15 protein-coding genes and 2 pseudogenes are annotated in these 17,254 nt (G+C 62.8%); 3 read left to right on the top strand and 14 right to left on the bottom strand.

Annotated elements, in window-relative coordinates:
- The first annotated feature begins 39 nt into the window (after positions 1-39).
- A complete protein-coding gene (locus ACSQ3F_RS11295) occupies positions 40-501 on the top strand; it encodes a cyclic nucleotide-binding domain-containing protein (RefSeq protein ID WP_436102116.1) in 462 nt (153 codons plus the stop codon).
- Positions 502-522: 21 nt separating this feature from the next.
- Here ACSQ3F_RS11295 and ACSQ3F_RS11290 read toward each other — a convergent pair whose 3' ends face one another.
- Positions 523-2,331 carry a metallophosphoesterase family protein gene (locus tag ACSQ3F_RS11290; protein WP_436100288.1) on the bottom strand — a complete coding sequence of 603 codons (1,809 nt, stop codon included), beginning with the start codon at positions 2,329-2,331 and terminating at the stop codon, positions 523-525.
- 229 nt (positions 2,332-2,560) lie between these two features.
- On the opposite strand from ACSQ3F_RS11290, the gene ACSQ3F_RS11285 reads away from it, so the two are divergent.
- On the top strand, positions 2,561-3,391 hold the full coding sequence (locus ACSQ3F_RS11285; RefSeq protein WP_037126922.1) for an MBL fold metallo-hydrolase: 831 nt from the start codon (positions 2,561-2,563) through the stop codon (positions 3,389-3,391).
- A gap of 32 nt (positions 3,392-3,423) precedes the next feature.
- Here ACSQ3F_RS11285 and ACSQ3F_RS11280 read toward each other — a convergent pair whose 3' ends face one another.
- From ACSQ3F_RS11280 to ACSQ3F_RS11245, 8 genes and pseudogenes are all read right to left on the bottom strand, one after another.
- Positions 3,424-4,167 carry a polysaccharide deacetylase family protein gene (locus ACSQ3F_RS11280; protein WP_436102115.1) on the bottom strand — a complete coding sequence of 248 codons (744 nt, stop codon included), beginning with the start codon at positions 4,165-4,167 and terminating at the stop codon, positions 3,424-3,426.
- A 27-nt stretch (positions 4,168-4,194) separates the two neighbouring features.
- Positions 4,195-5,262, bottom strand: a pseudogene (locus ACSQ3F_RS11275) (glycosyltransferase family 4 protein); the annotation flags it as partial.
- Between the two features lie 68 nt (positions 5,263-5,330).
- On the bottom strand, positions 5,331-6,407 hold the full coding sequence (locus ACSQ3F_RS11270; RefSeq protein WP_436100287.1) for an ABC transporter ATP-binding protein: 1,077 nt from the start codon (positions 6,405-6,407) through the stop codon (positions 5,331-5,333).
- Complete coding sequence (locus ACSQ3F_RS11265; RefSeq protein ID WP_436100286.1) at positions 6,404-7,339, bottom strand: PfkB family carbohydrate kinase; 936 nt, start codon at positions 7,337-7,339, stop codon at positions 6,404-6,406. The genes ACSQ3F_RS11270 and ACSQ3F_RS11265 overlap by 4 nt, the downstream gene beginning before the upstream one ends.
- 1 nt (position 7,340) lies before the next feature.
- Positions 7,341-8,357 carry an SIS domain-containing protein gene (locus ACSQ3F_RS11260; protein WP_436102114.1) on the bottom strand — a complete coding sequence of 339 codons (1,017 nt, stop codon included), beginning with the start codon at positions 8,355-8,357 and terminating at the stop codon, positions 7,341-7,343.
- Between the two features lie 2 nt (positions 8,358-8,359).
- Positions 8,360-9,205, bottom strand: coding sequence for a carbohydrate ABC transporter permease (locus ACSQ3F_RS11255; RefSeq protein WP_436100285.1), 846 nt, complete (start codon positions 9,203-9,205; stop codon positions 8,360-8,362).
- Positions 9,205-10,089: a carbohydrate ABC transporter permease gene (locus ACSQ3F_RS11250; protein WP_436100284.1), complete on the bottom strand. Its 885-nt coding sequence runs from the start codon at positions 10,087-10,089 to the stop codon at positions 9,205-9,207. The genes ACSQ3F_RS11255 and ACSQ3F_RS11250 overlap by 1 nt, the downstream gene beginning before the upstream one ends.
- A gap of 105 nt (positions 10,090-10,194) precedes the next feature.
- Positions 10,195-11,433 (bottom strand): extracellular solute-binding protein, encoded by a 1,239-nt coding sequence (locus tag ACSQ3F_RS11245; RefSeq protein WP_436100283.1) that lies wholly within the window; start codon positions 11,431-11,433, stop codon positions 10,195-10,197.
- Between the two features lie 236 nt (positions 11,434-11,669).
- Here ACSQ3F_RS11245 and ACSQ3F_RS11240 point away from each other — a divergent pair, with 236 nt between their 5' ends.
- A complete protein-coding gene (locus ACSQ3F_RS11240) occupies positions 11,670-12,896 on the top strand; it encodes an ROK family protein (RefSeq protein WP_436100282.1) in 1,227 nt (408 codons plus the stop codon).
- Between the two features lie 15 nt (positions 12,897-12,911).
- On the opposite strand, the gene ACSQ3F_RS11235 is transcribed toward ACSQ3F_RS11240, so the two are convergent.
- The 5 genes and pseudogenes from ACSQ3F_RS11235 to ACSQ3F_RS11215 all read right to left on the bottom strand — a co-directional run bounded on the left by ACSQ3F_RS11235 (position 12,912) and on the right by ACSQ3F_RS11215 (position 17,253).
- Positions 12,912-13,394, bottom strand: a complete 483-nt coding sequence (locus ACSQ3F_RS11235) for a DUF1772 domain-containing protein (RefSeq protein WP_436102113.1) — start codon at positions 13,392-13,394, stop codon at positions 12,912-12,914.
- Positions 13,394-15,049, bottom strand: a complete 1,656-nt coding sequence (locus tag ACSQ3F_RS11230; RefSeq protein WP_436100281.1) for a GMC family oxidoreductase — start codon at positions 15,047-15,049, stop codon at positions 13,394-13,396. The genes ACSQ3F_RS11235 and ACSQ3F_RS11230 overlap by 1 nt, the downstream gene beginning before the upstream one ends.
- A pseudogene (locus tag ACSQ3F_RS11225) lies at positions 15,046-15,363 on the bottom strand (FGGY-family carbohydrate kinase); the annotation flags it as partial. The gene ACSQ3F_RS11230 and the pseudogene ACSQ3F_RS11225, both read right to left, overlap by 4 nt.
- 10 nt (positions 15,364-15,373) lie before the next feature.
- A complete protein-coding gene (locus ACSQ3F_RS11220) occupies positions 15,374-16,456 on the bottom strand; it encodes an ABC transporter ATP-binding protein (protein ID WP_436100280.1) in 1,083 nt (360 codons plus the stop codon).
- A complete protein-coding gene (locus ACSQ3F_RS11215) occupies positions 16,453-17,253 on the bottom strand; it encodes an ABC transporter permease (protein ID WP_436100279.1) in 801 nt (266 codons plus the stop codon). The genes ACSQ3F_RS11220 and ACSQ3F_RS11215 overlap by 4 nt, the downstream gene beginning before the upstream one ends.
- Position 17,254 lies beyond the last annotated feature (1 nt).

Here is a 17,254-nt window from a genome sequence, read left to right as displayed (position 1 = left end):
GCCTGATCCGTGGGAGGAAGATGGGGAATGGGCACGGAAATGCTTTTGAAGGATGAAGTTCAAATGCTGCGGCGCGTGCCGCTGTTTTCGAATGTCGAGCCGGGAAAGTTGAAGCTTCTCGCCTTCACATCGGACCGTGTTAGCTACAATCCCGGCGAGGCCATCTTCCATCAGGGCGATATCGGCGATGCGGCTTATGTCGTGCTGGCGGGCAAAGCCGACATCCTGGTCGATTCCTCGACTGGGCCAATCAAGATCGCCGAAGTCGAGACCAATTCCATCGTCGGCGAGATCGCCATCCTCTGCGACGTCTCGCGAACGGCCACGGTGCAGACGACAACCCCGCTCGAAGCCCTGCGCATTCGCAAGGACCACTTCCTCAAGCTGCTGACCGATTTTCCCGAAATCACCATCGAGATCATGCGCGTGCTGGCCGACCGCCTGAGCCATACGACGACGGAACTTACGGAAGCGAAAAGTCGCGCGCGAAAGGCGGAGTAAGCGGTACTGGAGCGCCCAACCTCAGCTGGTCCCCAGCCTTTCCAGCGGAGCATTCGCCATCGGATCCCTCGAACCGATCGCCCCGCTCGTCCGGTCGATGCGGAAATTGCCTGACGGCAGGCCGGACGCGTATTTCTCGAACATCCGGAAGATGAGGGCAAAACGCGCCTGCGCCGCATTCGCGTCGGCCCAATCACCATGCGCATAAAGGCGGCCAACCGTCTGATAAAGCGCCATCCGCTCCCGCGTGATCCAGTCGAGAGCGAGATCGCTGCCCATGCGCAGCCGATACCAGTCGGCCAGGAACTCCATCGCGGAAATGTCGCGCAGCAACTCAGGTCTTGCGCCTGCCGCTTTCAAGCGGGCCGCGAGGCGCCCTTGCAGCACCTTGTCATTACCGGCAGCCGCAGCTGCGTGAGCGGCGTCACCCGTCGCCACCGGCTTTTCCGTCAGGGCCAGCGCCGCCAGATCGGCAAGGTCGAGGCTGCGGACCAGCGCTGCAATATCCATCGGCCATTCGCGCTTGAGAAAACGCCGCCCGACCAGATGGCCGAGATGCTCGAACAGGAAGCCGCCATAGTCGCTGACATCGAGCATGCCGCCCGCGTCGAGCCCGGAGGGCACGATCTCCCGGTCGTAGGTCTGCCGCAGTTCCGGATTCAATGGCATGTCCTCGATGCCGACGGTCTCGATATCGAGATGGTGTTCGCCGATCGTGATCACCTTGTAGGCGCCGGGAAAGGCAACGAGCGACGGCATTGCCACATTGATCAGGAACCGGCTGCCGCTGCGGTATCTTGCCGTGTCGTTGACATGCAGATGCCCGCTGAAATGCACATCGATACCCGCCTCGATCAGTGCTTCGGCAACAGCCTCCACCGGAATGCGCTCAGACATGCCCGTTCTGCCAAGCAAGGAAACCTCGTCGTCCAAGGTCCCATCGAGAGGATCGAGCACGGGATAGTGGGAGAAAGCCAGCAGAGTTTTGCCCAACCAACGCGCGCGCGCCGAAACGTCTTTTATCCAGCCGAAGATAAACTGCTTGTGCGTCAGCATGGCATTCCAGCCGGCGCTCGTGCTGTCGGCAAGATCCCCTGCCTCGCCCGCTGCGACGCCATCGACCGGAACGAAGACATTGGCATCGATCATCAACAGCCAGACGCCGGGAAACGGTTCGATGAGATAGGACGCGTCCATCAGCGAGCGCGTGATTTTCCCATCCGGCGAATGGACGTCATAAAGCCGCGCTGCCGGATCGCCATCCGCACCGAACGGCGTCTCCCAATGAAGGTCGCCGGGCCTCGGAAAAAACCCGAAATCCCCCACGGCATCGAGCCCGTCCGGATAACCCTGGCAATACATACGCTCGCTGGCGACGATCGACCGCGCGCCCCGATCGCGCACCTGCGGATCGCTGCTGACAACGCTGTAGCTGCCATCCTCGTTCATGAACCGCTTGGCGCGGTGCCGGCCGGACGCGCCGAAGATGTCGTGATTGCCGACGGTGGCGTAGAACCGCATGCCGTATCGCGCCGCGTAACCGTCCAGCACTCGTTTCACGCCCTTGACGGTTTCCACCTGCCCATCATCGGAATAATCGCCGAGCAGGATGACATGGCGAATGCCGCTTCGCGCGATATCATCGAGCGCGTGATAAAGCGCGAAGTAGCTTTCGTTGAAGACGCGTGTCGACCGGGCGGTATCGGCGAGCAGCCTGAAGGTCACGCGGCGGCCGCCCTGCACGATTCCGGGAAAGCCATAATCGGCATAAGGATCATGAAAATGAGCATCGGCAATGACGGCGATGCGCGGGTGCTCAAAAGGCGGCATACTGTCAGAGTTTCCGTCGGCTGGTTCAAACCGGATTCGTTTGCTTTCGTCTCTGCCACATATGGAAAGAAAAAGCGAATTGGTGTCTCGCTTAACCCCGGCAGTTTGGCTAACATGACTGAAATTAGGCTTAGTTAATCAAGCCTGCCATAAAAAGACGACCTTAAGAATTACGTGGGACAGTTGCAGACGGACAGTCGTTACGGCTAGCCGTGACTGAGGCGAGAGAGTGAACGAAAACGTGTTTCGGGTGCGGTTATGGGGAGTGCGCGGCAGTCTCCCGGTTTCGGGGGCCGAATTTCAGCACTATGGCGGCAACACCATCTGCATCGAGATGCAATGCGGACCGCATAGATTGTTGTTCGATGCCGGCTCCGGGCTGATGCCGGCAGGCCAGGCACTCAAGGCCGCCGGGGTCTCCGATTTCAATCTGTTCTTCACCCACTGTCACTACGATCATATCATCGGCCTGCCCTATCTGCCGGCGCTGTTCGATCCGCATGCTTCGGTGACACTATGGTCGGGACATCTGGCCGGGCGCATGTCCACGCGCCAGATGATCGGCGAATTCATGCGGCCGCCCTGGTTTCCGGTCGAACCGGACATCTGCCGCGCCGCCATCAATTGCCGCGATTTCCGCTCCGGCGACGTGCTGGCTCCCTATGAGGACGTGGCGATCAAGACCGGCAGCCTCAACCACCCGGGCGGCGCGATCGGCTACCGGGTGGAATGGGGAGGACGCGCGGTGGCACTCGTCACGGATACGGAGCATCGGCCGGGAACGCTCGATCCGGCCGTGCTCGATCTCATCGATGGCGCCGATCTGTTCCTCTACGACTGCATGTACACCGACGACGAGATGCCTCGCCATGTCGGCTACGGCCATTCCTCGTGGCAGCAGGCCATCCGCCTCGCCAAGGCTGCCCGCGCCAAACGGGTGGCCTTCATTCACCACTCACCGCTGCGCACCGACAGCGAGCTCGACGCCATCCAGCGGCTCGCCACGCAGGAATTCAAAGGCGCCTTTATGGCGCGTGACGGCCAGGCGATCGACCTCTGAACAACTCGGTCCTCACTGGCTGACAGCCCGGCTTATTGATCTCGCAGAATATCGGTGACCCGGCACCAGCGGCAGGCAGGGTGGCGCGTGGTGGCGTCGAGAAGCGCGTTCATGAAGTCCCAGACGGCTTCGTCATGAACCAGATGATGGGTCAAAAGCCCCAGTGACCCGCCGTGATCGAACATCTGCCTGAGACGCGCGACGATCTCCGCGGCAAGCGCCATCCGGTCGCGTCCGCCGCGTGTGCCGTGCCAGTCCATGACGTCGACATGCGTATTCACCACCGGCAAGGCAGACGGTTTTTCCGGGCCGTAGACCGACAATGCTTCAAAGCCGAGGCCCGCGAGACGCGGCACGAGCCCAGCATCGATCCGGTTCCACGGTGGCACGAGGATGGGGACGAAACGGTTCGGGTGCAGTCTCGCCAAATGCTGGAAGCCTTGCTGCAACTCTTCCAGAACCTGCGAAGCGGGGCGATGGCGGCCGAGCTCCTGCTTCTTTTCGTCCGCGCCCGCATAATTCACATGCGACCAGCCATGGACGGCGACGGCGCACGACGGCTCGCGCTCCAGCCTGTGAGCAAGCGCATCGCCGGTATGAGCCGGAATGACGGCAAGCGTCAGCGGTATTGAAAATGCGCCGGTGACCTCAAGCAGCCGCTCCAGCGGCGCGCTCGGCTCAACCGCATCGTCATCCCGCAGCCAGAAGCGCGCGACCTTGCCGGCCTGCAGCCACCGGTCCAGTTCCTCGGTGATACTCCTGTCAAAATCGTCCATTTTATTCCGCTGCTTGAGATGCTGATCGAGGATCGCGCCCAGCTGCCCGGCGGCCCGACCGAGCGAACGCTCCTCGCCGGCGAATATCCGTGCGGCGGCGGCAAGGGCCTGCCGCTCCTCGTTCTGCGTCAACATCCGTTCGATCGCTTTCGCATAGGCATCGATGTCACCGGGCGGCGTCAGCAGGCCGGTGCGGCCGTCAACCACCACTTCCGGCACCCCGGCGATCGCCTGCGCCACGACCGGCAGGCCCGCTGCCTGCGCTTCGAGATAGGCGAGACCATAGGCCTCGCCGCAGCCGGGCCAGACATAGAGCGCGCTTTTCGACAGGAGATCGGCGATCTCGCCAGCCGTCTTCTGCCCGTGCCAGACAATGCGTCCTTCATCGAAGCCGGCAAACAGTGCTCTCACCTCGTCGGCACGCGGGCCATCACCGACGATCGATAGTTGCCAGGGCAGATGCGTGAGCCGCGACAGGGCCGCCGCCAGCATGACATAGCTCTGCATCTTGTCGCCGGACCGCATCATCGCCACGGTGATCAGTCGACCGGCCTCCGGCGCGGGTTGCTTCTCTAGCAACAGGGTGGGATCAATGAAGGGCGGTAACAGAGCCAGCCGTGCATCCACTGCAACCGCAGCAAGGCCGTCCAGATCGCGTCGCGTCAGGCAGATATTCACAGAAGCCAGCTTCACCGCCTTGAGCACATTCCCTTGCATCTCCGCCCAGAGCCCGGTGTTGCGCCGGGCGGAATAGGACGCTTCCGCCGTCACATAGCCCAAGCCGAAATCGCGGGCGAGCGACGGCCCGATAAGGTCGGGCGCCTTGTAATAAGGATGGTAACAGAACCAGGCGTCGGGCGGACCAGTGTCTTGCCAGAGCGTCGAAAGCCGCTCTCTTTCTGCCTCGGCTGACGCCGATAGCGCCGCGACAGCAGAGGGCAAGGCTTCCGGCATGAAAGCCCGCAACTCGGAAGCGATCTCCACCTGATGCCCCGCCCGCTCCAGCGCCCCCATCAGCAGACGCGCCATCAGCCGGTCACCGGAGGGAACGGGATGGTTGGGAGATTTCAGCGGGCAATAAAAAGCAATCTTCATGAAGATGCGGTTCTAGAACATCGGGCCGGCGATGGGAACGGCTCCAGGATGGTTTCGCCCCGAAACGCTCAGCCCAACGCCAATTCCGTTTCCGCGTCGAAGAGATGCAGCACGTCCTCGTCGAAGGCAAAAGCCTGCTTCGCGCCCACCGTAAGCTTCGTGCGTGGCGGCAGGCAGGCTGTCACCCTTTGTCCGCTCGCCCGTCCGGTCACCACCAGCTCCGGCCCCGTCAGCTCGACAACCTCGATTTCAACATCAAGCGACGCTTGTTCCGCGCCATCCCCTGCCAGCCGCAGCGCTTCCGGGCGAATGCCGATCTTGACACGCCGCCCCACAGAGACCGCTTTGAAGCGGACTGGCAGCGCAATGACCTGCCCCGACCCGTCCAGCCGCAGCCCCTCACCCGTCACGACGCCGCCCAGCACGTTCATCGGCGGCGAGCCGACGAAACCGGCGACGTAGAGCGTGGCGGGATGGTCGTAAACGTCCTCCGGCGTACCCAGCTGCTCGATCCGGCCGTTGCGCATCACGGCGATGCGGGTTGCCAGTGTCATCGCCTCGATCTGGTCATGGGTGACATAGACGATCGTCGTTCCCAGCATCTGATGCAGCCGCTTCAGCTCGGTGCGCGTCTCCATGCGCAGCTTCGCGTCAAGGTTGGACAATGGCTCGTCGAAGAGGAAGACCTGCGGCTTGCGGACCAGCGCCCGGCCGATCGCGACACGCTGGCGCTGACCGCCGGAAAGCTGGCCGGGCTTGCGATCGAGCAGGTTCTCGATCTGCAGCAGTTTCGCCGTTTCCAGAACGGCCTTCTCGCGCGCGGCAACGGGTACCTTGCGCATCTCGAGGCCGAAGCCGATGTTGCGGCGAACGGAAAGGTTCGGATAGAGCGCATAGGACTGGAAGACCATCGCAATGTCCCGATCCTTGGGATGCACGCCCAGAACAGAGCGCCCGCCAATCCTGACATCGCCGCCCGACGCTTCGGCAAGACCGGCAATGATGTTGAGCAAGGTCGACTTGCCGCAGCCGGACGATCCGAGCAGCACCAGGAACTCGCCACTCTCAAGCGAGATATCGATGCCCTTCAGCGTTTCGATCGTCCCATAGGTCTTGCGGATATTCTCGATCTCGAGCGCGCTCATGATGCGGCCTCTCCGGTCGTGGCCGGCAACGGGCCGCCATAGCTGCGGGGAAGTGTGGAAATGGCGCGCGAGGCGACACGGGTGCCGGCCATCAGGCAGTCGGCGAGCGGCCGGCCATCCGCCAGTGCGGCGAGGAAAGCAGCATTGAAGACATCGCCGGCGCCAATCGTGTCGACAACCTTGACGCTGGGGGCTGCCGCGGAAACGACAGTGCCATCGGCATCGATGCCTATCGCGCCCGCAGGACCGCGCTTGACGACGACGATCGCCCCCTCCGGCATATGATGCTTGATCTCTCGCGCGGCCTCGACCGGGTCGGAGCGGCCGGAAAGCGTGGTCGATTCCACCTCGTTCAGGAGAGCGCAGCCGCAGCGGGAAAGCCAGCCGCGGGTGGCTTGCCGGTTCGCCTCCGTCCAGCCGTCGAGCGGCCAGCCGGTATCGAGAGCCAGCGTGATGCCATGGCTGTCGGCCCAGTCGAACAGGGCAGGATAGTCACGCGTCAGATCGTCAGTCAGGAAGGAACCGCAGAGCAGCGCATAGCCGCCCGAAAGCCGATCGCCATCGAGAGCGGCAAGCACGTCGGCGAGCGAGAAACGCGGCAGATGCCCACGCGTGGTGAAGAAGGTGCGCTCGCCATCCGGATGGGTGATGCCGACCGAAAGTGTCGTGCCCTCCGGCCGGATCGGCCATTTTTCTGCGCGGCTGCCGAAGGATTCGCGCAGCCAGCGGCCGAACTCGTCGGTGCCCGTATTCGCGGCAATTTCGAAATCGACGCCGAGCGCATCCAAGGCAAGTGCTGCGTTGCCGGCCGCCCCACCGACACGCAACTCGTCATGATCGACGATGATCTCGGTCCCCGGCTTCGGCCAAGGCTCCGCAGGCCCCAGGATCAGGTCGACATTGACGTTTCCGATCACGGCAAGCGGGCACATGTCATTCGCTCCGGGTGATCTTGGTGGAGCGCACCGGCGTGCCGGCGTTTTCCACACGCGCATCGGCAAAGGCGATCATGAAGCGTTGCGCAACAGGCAGCATGGCAAAGATCGCCGCAAGCCCCGTCGCCGGAGCAAAGCTCAGCGTCGTCGCGCCCTCGATCGGCGGCTTGCCGGAGCAATCAAAAATGACCACTGGCGCGCCGGTTTCGACTACGGAAACCGCCATGGCGGTCACGAGATCAGCTGTCGTGTCATCCCCTCGAAACAGCACGACGCCAACCTTCGGACCCAGCATCTCCATCGGACCATGCCGAAGCTGCCCGCCCTCCAGCGAGAAACAGGGATAACGGGAGAGTTCGGCCAGACCGAGCGCCAAGGCCTCGGCCAGTCCCTGCAGGCGGCGACCGGACGTCACAACAGTGGCGACGTTTTCAAAAGCAGAAAGTGCGGGTTCGATATCGATTTCCGCTGGCGCGTTGAGAGCCGCAAGCGCATGCGCGGGGTTCTCGCCGAGAGCCGAGAGAATTGCCAGATGCAAGGCGAAGCTCACCGTCAGGCTGCGCGTCGCGGCAAAGGCCAGCTCAGTGCCGCCGGCGCCGATCAGCGAGGGCGCAAACTTGGCGAGAGAGGATGAGCCTTCCAGCGTCAGGCCAAATGTATCCTCCGTGCCGCCTGTTTCGGCAAACCAGCGCAGGACTTCGGCGCTTTCTCCCGACTGCGATGTGATCAGCACGGTGCGCCCTTCGATCGGCAGAGGCATGCCGAGCTGTTCGGAAAGGGTGACCGCAATCGCCTCAATACCCTGAGTGCGATAGAGCGGCTCGACGGCACGGTTGACAGCGTGCGAGCCGCCCATGCCCAGCAGCAGCAAACGGCCTGTCTTCCTCATCGAGGCGACGACGGTTTTCGCCTGTCCAGCATTGCCCTCGAAGGAGGCAATGGCATCGGCATTCTGTCGCGCCATTTCGCGATCGATAGCCTGGAGGCCCAGCGGGCGTTTGTCGTTTAAAGTCATGCTCATCCCTTGACGCCGCCGCTGGTGAGCCCGGATATCAGGGCTCGTTGCATGACAAGGCCGATCACCACGGGCGGCAGAGCGGCAAGCACGCCCGCGGTTGCGATCAACCCATAATCGGAAACCCGGCCACCGGCGAGATCGGCAATGGCGACGGTGAGCGTCTTGGCGCGCAGGTCCGAGGTGAACAACAGCGCGTAGAAGAATTCGTCCCAGGCAAGCAGGAAGGCAAACAGCGCCGAGGTCGCCATCACCGGCGCGGCAAGCGGCAGGGTGATGATGCGCAGTGTCGCAAACAGCCCGGCGCCATCCATCATCGCCGCCGCCTCGATCTCTCTCGGGATGGCATCGAAGCCGGACTTCATCAGCCAGGTCGTGAAGGGCGAAAGGATGGTGAGATAGACCAGCGCCAGCCCGAAGACGTTGTTGAGCAGGCCAAGATGCGACAGCCCGAAATAGAGCGGCACCGCCAGCGCCACGGGCGGCAGCATGTAGGTGGCGATCACCATATAGAGCGACCAGCCGACGGCGGGTGTGCGCGACACGGCCCAGGCGGCTGGGATGGCAAGCGCCAGAGCCGCGATCGTCGCCATGCCGGCGACGACGATGCTGTTGACGAGAGAGGCGACGAAAGCCGCACCGGCGCTGTGTTCGACGCTGGAGAGCAGTACTCCGTAGCGCGAAAAATCGATCGCCTGCGGCCACCAGCGCAGCGGCTTCACCGTGAGATCGGCGGCCGGCGAGATGCTCATGACGAAGAGCCAGACGAGCGGCGCGAGGATGACGGCGGCAAGCAGCAGCGCGCAGGCATGGATGAAGAGGGAGGACAGGAAGCTCTTGCGTTCCATCAGGCGTTGCTCCCCGCGGTCTTGCGCACGAGAGCGGCATAAGCGGCGGCGAGCACTGCCACCAGCAAGGTGACGATCAGAGCAAGCGAGGCGCCCGATCCGGCCCTCTGGAAGGAGAATGCCTCTTGGTAGACGAGGATCGACAATGTCCGCGTGCTGTTCGCCGGCCCGCCGCGGGTCATCACCCAGATAATATCGAAAACCTTGAAGGCTTCGATAGTCCGCAGCACCAGCGCCACCATCAGCGGCCCGGCAAGATAAGGCAGGATGACGAAGCGGAAGCGGGCAAACGGACCGGCGCCATCGACCAGCGAGGCGGCGGTGATATCGCGCGGCACGGCCTGCAACGCGGCAAGCGCTATCAATGCCACCAGCGGAAAATTCTTCCAGCAATCGGCAACGATCAGCGAGGCGAGCGCCGTGCCGGGTTCGCCGAGCCAGGAGCGGTAGGCATCGAGCAGGCCGATCTGCGTCAACACCGCGTTCAACGCGCCATATTCCGGATTGTAGATCAGCCGCCACAGCGTCGCGTTGACGACGGTCGGCAGCGCCCAAGGCAGGATCATCAGCCCGCGCAGGATGGTGCGGCCATAGAATTGCTGATTGAGGAGAAGGGCAGCAAGCACACCCAGAACCATCTCGGCAAAGACCGAGATGATTGCGAATTGCGCCGTGATGATCATGCTGCGCTGGAAATTGGAGCTCGAAATCGTCTTCACGTAATTGTCGATGCCGACAAAACTTCCGGCGGTCCCGACGAGCTTGGCATCGGTAAAAGAGAGCCCGACCGTATCGGCAAGCGGCCAGCCGATGACGGCAACCATGACGGCGAGCAGCGGCAGCATCAGAAGCCATGCACGTGTGGTCATCGAGGTCCCGGACATGGGGCTGCTCTTCCTGAAATTTCATCGGATGCAAGGGGCCGGGCGGCAGGGAGGGTGCCGCCCGGAGATCGGCGAATGCGAGCGAAGGGGCGGACCCCGGTGCCGTTAGAGACCGCTATTCTCGGCGGCGGTCTTCAGCGCATCCTCCGGACTGGCCTGGCCAAGCAGCGCTTCCTGGATTGCCTGCTGCAGGGCGGTGGAAAGCTCCTGATACTTTGGCGTGGTCGGCCGCGGATACATGGCGGCCAGCCCCAGCTTGGCGGCCGCGATCAGTTCTTCCTGCCCCTTGGTCACCGCCGGATCCTCGTAGGACGACGCCCAGATCGGCAGGCTGAGCTTGGCGTACTGGTTCTGCACTTCCTGCGAAGTCATGAAGGTGATGTATTTCCAGGCTTCGTCGGGATGCTTGCTGGTTGAGGTGATGCCGAGCCCCATCGAGCCGTTCACCGCCGAAACCTCGCTCTTGCCCGCAACGCCCGGTGCCGGCACGACGCCGACCTTGCCGGCAACCTTGCTGTCCTTGCCAGCATTGGCAAGGTTGTACATGTAGGTCCAGTTCAGCGCGAAAGCGGCTTCACCGTTTTCGAAAACCTTGCGGACATCCTCCTCGAGGAACTCCTTGGAGTTCGGATTGGAGATGCCGGCGGTATAACTGGACACCATGTATTTCAGCGCATCGAGACCGCCACCCGTCTGGAACGCCGGCTTGCCGCCGTCGAGGAATTTGCCGCCATAGGCGCTGACCAGCGTCGTATAATCGCAGATCGCCGCTTCCGCCTGCGACCAGCTCCAGGTGATCGGTGTTGCAAGCAGGCCCTTTTCCTTGATGATCTTTGCCTGTTCGGCAAGCTCGTCCCAGGTCTTCGGCGGTGCCTTGATGCCAGCCTTCTCCAAGATTTCCTTGTTGTAGAACAGGTATTTCGTGTCAAGGATCCACGGCATGCCGTAGGAGGCGCCTTCATACTGGACCGTCGTCCAGGCGCCCGGCAGCACGCCCTTCGTCATATCGCCGGTAATGCGCGAGGACACATCGACCAGGACCTTGTTGCTCGCATATTCGGCCGGCCAGATCACGTCGAACAATACGACGTCGTAGCCGCCGCCGGAGCCCTGCGCCAGAACGGTCTTGTCGTGCAGGCCCTCGTAAGGCACGAATTCGAGATTGACCTTGACGTCCGGATTGGCCTTGCTGAACGCCTCCGTCATGGCGCGGACATCCGCCTCGCTATAGGCCGCCTGCGCCATGAACAACGCATTGAGCGTGGTTTCGGCATAGGCATTGGTGACAAAGAAGGCGCCGATCAACGTGGCGCCGAGGAGCGCATTTCGCTTGGATTTCAACATGTCTTCTCTCCAGTGATAGACAACAATCGGTTCGCCGGTGCGCGATTGCGCGCACCTTTCCGAAAAGCCGCCGTTCAGCGGCATCCGGCATGTCTTGTCGAAGTGTCGCACGGCCTTTAGGAGTGATCCCGTCTGCCGTTTCGTTCCCTTGAGAGCTCTTCGGCCCTTTTCATTAAGTCAATTGATTTGACTTATTTCTTGTTCAATATTCTAATAGTGTCAAGAGGAATTTGCGAGTGAATGAGATGCGGGTGATACGAGGCAAGAGCGGCACCAATCAGGAAGGGACGAGCGCCCATAATCGCCGCGTCATGATCGACGCTCTGCGGCTGAACGGGAAATTGTCCCGCGCCGATCTCGCCCGGGCGTCCGGGCTCACCAAGCAGGCGGTCTCCAACATCATCGACGATCTGGAACGGGATGGGCTGGTTGTGTCTCTGGCGGCGGTGCGCAATGGTCGCGGCAAGCCTTCGACGCCCTATCGGCTGGTGCCAGAAGGTGCGTTCGCGATCGGCCTACAGATCGACCGCCATATTACCCGGGTGATCGCAGTGAACCTCATCGGCACCGTGCTGGTGCGCGCTGAGGCCAACCTGCCGCCAGGCGGCCCTGCGAACGGTGCCAGGGTTATTCTCGATCTCGTCGAGCAAGTGAGGACTGAACTCACCGGCATCGCGGAACAGTCGGAGCAGCGCCTTGTCGGCCTTTGTGTCGCCATGCCTGGGCCATTCGGTCTTGCGACCGACAATGACGATCAATGGATGATGGCGGCCTGGCAGAATTTTCCGCTGCTCGATACGCTCGCCGCCGGAACAGGACTGGAAGTCGCCCTGCAGAACGACGCGGCCGCCTGCGCCACAGCCGAACGCATGGTTGGGGCCGCCCATGGCGTCGATCATGCCGTCTGCCTCTATGTCGGCTACGGTATTGGCGCCGGCCTCATCCTCAACGGCGAGCTTTATGCCGGAGGCAACGGCAACGCCGGCGAAATAGGCATGGCGCTCCTGCCCCCCACCGCCCGGCGCCCGGAACAATCATCGCTAGAACACCGCGCCTCGCTTGCCTCGCTCTACCAGCACCTGAATGCCGATCCGGCCGATCCGGAACTTCATGACCGGTTGAATGCATTGGTCAGCAATGACGATCCGGCGGTCGCCTCATGGATCGACGCCGCCGCCGAGGAATTGCGCTGGGGGGTGCAACTGATCGAGACGATCTTCGATCCGCAAACCGTCATCCTGTGCTCCAGCGCGCCGGAAGCACTGACCCGGCGGATTTTCGACGCCATCCATCCCCTTCTGCCATCAATCGCAAACCGCCCCGGCCGCGCCCTGCCCCGCCTGCAGCTCGGCATGACCGATCCCTGGTCGGTGGCGCTCGGCGCCGCCGCCGAACCGATCAGCCGCGCCTTCGACCCGCGCTTTTCCGCCATCCTGAAGACCCGCGCCAACGCTGTGGGCTAGGTTCCGGACAGCCCGTCAGGCAGCCCGGAAAGCCATGACGAAACATGCGAGCGCACCGATCGAGGACAGCGTCCGCACATGGTTCCACCTGACCCAATCGACGAGATAGGTCGATGACCATAGCCTTGCCGCCGCCTCGCTTTGCGGCTGTAGCGCTTCGAGCGCGTTGTTCATCGGCACATTGAAGACCATCGTCACCAGGATCGTACCGGCGAGAAAGAGAAGACCACCTGCGATCATGTAGAGCCGCGCCGGGCTGGCGGTCATGAACCCGCCGGCGACGAGGACGAGCGCCAGAAGCGCCGTTCCGAAAAAGGCCAGCATGAACCACGGATTGAGGATCACGACGTTGACCGACTGCATGGCAGCGACGCCTTGCTCGGCAGGCAGGCGGCCGAGCGCGCCCATGATGCAGACGGAGAAGATGAAGAACAGGCCGGCATTGAGGCCGGCACCGATAGCTGCGGAAAAGATCAGAAAGGGAAAAAGTCCGGCCATCATTTCAGATCCTTCCAGATACCGGTTGCAACCGACCTGCCGGCAATCATCTCCGCCGCCTTTTCCGCGATCATGATGACCGGCGAGTTGGTATTGCCCGAGACGATCGTCGGCATGACCGACGCATCGACGACCCGGAGATTGGCGAGCCCGTGGACCCGCAACTGCGGATCAACAACGGCCATACTGTCATTGCCCATCTTGCAGGTCCCGACCGGGTGAAAGATCGTCGTCGCGATATCGCCCGCGCGCCGGATCAGCTCCTCGTCGCTCTGAAACGCCGTGCCCGGCAGAATCTCCTGCGGCCGGTATTTTTCGATCGCTTTCGCCGCCATCAACCTGCGGGCATGACGGATCGATTTCACCGCGACGATCCGGTCTCCCGCCGTCGAAAGATAACTCGGCCGAATCTCCGGCGCCACCGAAACATCGGGGCCGCCGACATGAACGGTCCCCCGGCTTTCCGGGCGCAGATTGCACACCGACACCGTGACGGCCGGATAGCGATGCAGCGGCTCGCCGAGACGGTCGGTGCTGAGCGGCTGCACGTGATATTCGAGGTCGGCCGTCTCCACGGCGGGATCGCTCCTGGCGAAAATGCCGAGCTGGCTCGGCGCCATGGACAGTGGCCCGGAGCGCCACAGTGCATATTCGAGCCCCATGCCGGCGCGGGTGAAGAGATTGTGGTAGAGCTGGTTCAGCGTCTTCGCACCCTCGATGCGGAAGACGGTGCGGATCTGCAAATGGTCCTGCAGGTTTTCGCCGACACCCGGCAGTTCATGGCTGACATCGATCCCAGCACCTGACAGCACCTCCGGCCGGCCGACCCCCGAAAGCTCCAGTATCTTCGGCGAATTGATCGCGCCGGCCGAAAGGATCACCTCCCGGCTGGCGCGCGCGACATGGGTCTGGCCGTTCAGCCGGAAACGAACACCGGTGGCTTGTCTGCCGTCAAACTCAAGACGTTCCGTCTCCGCTCCGGTCATCACCCGCAGATTGGGCCGTTTCATCGCCGGGCGCAAAAAGGCCTTGGTGGTGTTCCACCGCAGCCCGCCGCGCTGGTTCACCTCGAAATAGCCCGAGCCCTCATTGTCGCCGGCGTTGAAATCGTCGGTCTTCGGGATGCCGAGTTCCTCCGCTGCATCGCGGAAGGCGTCGAGGATCGTCCAGGAGAGCCGCTGCTTCTCCACCCGCCATTCGCCGCCGGCCCCATGCATCTGGGAATTGCCGCGATAATTGTCCTCGGACTTGACGAAATACGGCAGCACGTCGTCCCACCCCCAGCCGGCATTGCCCGCCTGCCGCCAGCCGTCATAGTCCGCCGCCTGCCCGCGCATGTAGATCATGCCGTTGATCGACGAACAGCCGCCCAGCACTTTTCCGCGCGGATACGGCAGCGATCGGCCATTGAGCCCGGGTTCCGCCGCCGTCTTCATCATCCAGTCGGTACGCGGATTGCCCATGCAATAGAGGTATCCGATCGGCACATGCACCCAGTGATAACGGTCGCTGCCGCCCGCTTCGAGCAGGAGGACCTGGCTCTTCGGATCGGCCGACAGCCGGTTCGCCAGCACACATCCCGCCGAGCCCGCACCGACGATGATGAAATCATAACTGCCCGCATCCACAACGGCCTCATTCGCATGCCTGTTCACGCCGCCACTCCCGGTGCCGCAGCCTCAACCGCCGTCAACCGGTGCCACAGCGGCGCCATGGCATCGGCGATATCCCGATAAAGACTGTATCGCCGCGCATAATGCCCCTCAAGTGAGACGTTCGGACGATAGAACCGCTCCGTCCGCACCATCGCGGCCGCGCCGTCTGCGAAACCTGAGAAGATGCAGACACCGGCCGCAATCGCAGCTCCCAACGCACCGATTTCCCGCGAGCGAGCAACCGAGACCGGGACACCCAGCACATCGGCAAAAATCCGCAGCCGGATCAGGCTACGCGAGCCGCCGCGGGCCAGAGGGCGTGTTTTAAGCGCAGAAGACGTGTGCGCTTGCCGGATCGAAGCCAAGCGACACCGTATCGCCCCGCGCAAGGCCGCTGGTCGCCTCATGTCCGAAGGGCAATCGCACCGACAGCGCTTCGCCGGATGGGACCGTCGCGGCAACATGGATGTTGCTGCCGAGGAAGGTGATGTCCGTGACGGTGGCCGACAGCCCGTTGCCGCCGGTCTGTCCACGCTTGAGGGAGAGGCGTTCGGGGCGCAGCATCAAGGCGGCCTTGCTGCCGGCCGCAGCACTGCCATGCATGGGAACACCGCTGATCGTCATGCCCGTCCCCACCGCGAGTTCCGCCCGCCCGTCCCGCGCAGACAGGACGCGGCAGGTGACGAAGTCGCTGTCACCGATGAACTCCGCGACAAAGCGGGTCGAAGGATTGGCATAGAGCTCCGGCCCGGTGCCGATCTGGTCGATCACGCCCCTGGAGAACACTGCAATGCGATCCGACAGCCGCAACGCCTCCTCCTGGTCATGCGTGACATAGAGGATGGTGACCTCGGTTTCCTGATGGATACGGCGGATCTCGTGCTGGATTTCCTCACGCAGCTTCTTGTCGAGCGCCGACAACGGCTCATCCATCAGAAGCACCGGCGGATCATAGGCGAGCGCCCGCGCCAGCGCCACGCGCTGCTGCTGGCCGCCCGACATCTGGGCCGGCTTGCGGTCCTCGAAACCCTCGAGCCGGACGAGTTTCAGCATCTTCGCCACCTTGGCATCGATCTCGGCCTTCGGAAGGCGCCGGACCTTCAGCGGAAAGGCGATGTTCTCGCCGACGGAGAGGTGCGGGAACAGCGTGTAGCGCTGGAATACCATGCCGATATTGCGCTTGTGCGAGGGCGTCTCGATCAGGCTCTGGCCGCTCAACAGGATGTCGCCCGCCGTCGGATTCTCGAAGCCGGCGAGGATGTAGAGCGTCGTGCTCTTGCCCGATCCGGAAGGCCCGAGGAAGGTCATGAACTCGCCGCGCTCGACCGTGAGGTTGACGTCGCGGACAGCGGTGACGATGCCGTAGTCTTTTCTTAAGCCGCGGATGTGCAGAAAGGGTGCGGTCATGATTTCAGTCCTTTGCGCAACAGCGCGACCAGAAGCATCAGGGCAATGGTAACGACGATGAGAAGGGTGGAAGCGGCGGCGATCACCGGCGTCAGGTCCTGACGCAGCGTTGCCCAGATCTTGACGGGCAGCGTCTGCAGGGTCGGGCTTGCCATGAAGATCGCCAGCACCACCTCGTCCCACGACGTCAGAAACGAGAAAACGGCTGCCGAAAACAGCCCATGGCTGATCGACGGCAGGGTAATCCGCAGCTTCGCCTCCAGCGGGCTTGCGCCACAGAGCACCGCCGCGTCCTCGATCGACTTGTCGAAGCCTTCCAGCGCATTGGTGATGGAGAGGATCGAGAACGGCAAAGCGACGACCAGATGGGCGATGACGAAGCCGGTGACGGTCCCGTTGAGGCCTATCCGCAGGAAGAAGGCGTAGAGCGCGACGGCAAGCACCACCACCGGCAGGATCATTGGCGTCAGGAACAGTGCCCTGAGGCCCTCCTTGCCGATGAAGCGCCCGCGAACGAGCCCGAACGACGCGACGAGGCCGATCAGCACGGACAGGACCGTCACCATGGCGGCGATCGAAAAGCTCGTCCCTGCGGCTTCAAGCCAGCGCGGGTCGGCGAAAAAGGCCTCGTACCATTTCAGCGTCCAGCTTGGTGGGGGAAAGATCAGCCATTGCGACGAGCCGAAGGAGAGCGCCGCGATGAAGACGATCGGCAGGATGAGAAAGGCCGCGGTCAGGCCGGTGATACCAAGCAGGATCCATTTCCATCCGCCGAGGCGGTCGAAATTCAACAGCATC

Source organism: Pararhizobium sp. LjRoot238 (assembly GCF_964252955.1).
Lineage (GTDB): Bacteria > Pseudomonadota > Alphaproteobacteria > Rhizobiales > Rhizobiaceae > Pararhizobium.
The sequence above is the reverse complement of the archived record's forward strand: the minus strand, read 5'-3'. Positions and strand labels throughout refer to the sequence as shown.

Excerpts from the sequence above, each read along its gene's own strand:
- ACSQ3F_RS11295 (WP_436102116.1), top strand. The coding sequence starts at position 40 with ATGCTTTTGAAGGATGAAGTTCAAATGCTGCGGCGCGTGCCGCTGTTT.
- ACSQ3F_RS11290 (WP_436100288.1), bottom strand. The coding sequence starts at position 2,331 with ATGCCGCCTTTTGAGCACCCGCGCATCGCCGTCATTGCCGATGCTCAT.
- ACSQ3F_RS11280 (WP_436102115.1), bottom strand. The coding sequence starts at position 4,167 with ATGGACGATTTTGACAGGAGTATCACCGAGGAACTGGACCGGTGGCTG.
- ACSQ3F_RS11270 (WP_436100287.1), bottom strand. The coding sequence starts at position 6,407 with ATGAGCGCGCTCGAGATCGAGAATATCCGCAAGACCTATGGGACGATC.
- ACSQ3F_RS11265 (WP_436100286.1), bottom strand. The coding sequence starts at position 7,339 with ATGTGCCCGCTTGCCGTGATCGGAAACGTCAATGTCGACCTGATCCTG.
- ACSQ3F_RS11260 (WP_436102114.1), bottom strand. The coding sequence starts at position 8,357 with ATGACTTTAAACGACAAACGCCCGCTGGGCCTCCAGGCTATCGATCGC.
- ACSQ3F_RS11255 (WP_436100285.1), bottom strand. The coding sequence starts at position 9,205 with ATGGAACGCAAGAGCTTCCTGTCCTCCCTCTTCATCCATGCCTGCGCG.
- ACSQ3F_RS11250 (WP_436100284.1), bottom strand. The coding sequence starts at position 10,089 with ATGTCCGGGACCTCGATGACCACACGTGCATGGCTTCTGATGCTGCCG.
- ACSQ3F_RS11245 (WP_436100283.1), bottom strand. The coding sequence starts at position 11,433 with ATGTTGAAATCCAAGCGAAATGCGCTCCTCGGCGCCACGTTGATCGGC.
- ACSQ3F_RS11235 (WP_436102113.1), bottom strand. The coding sequence starts at position 13,394 with ATGGCCGGACTTTTTCCCTTTCTGATCTTTTCCGCAGCTATCGGTGCC.
- ACSQ3F_RS11220 (WP_436100280.1), bottom strand. The coding sequence starts at position 16,456 with ATGACCGCACCCTTTCTGCACATCCGCGGCTTAAGAAAAGACTACGGC.
- ACSQ3F_RS11215 (WP_436100279.1), bottom strand. The coding sequence starts at position 17,253 with ATGCTGTTGAATTTCGACCGCCTCGGCGGATGGAAATGGATCCTGCTT.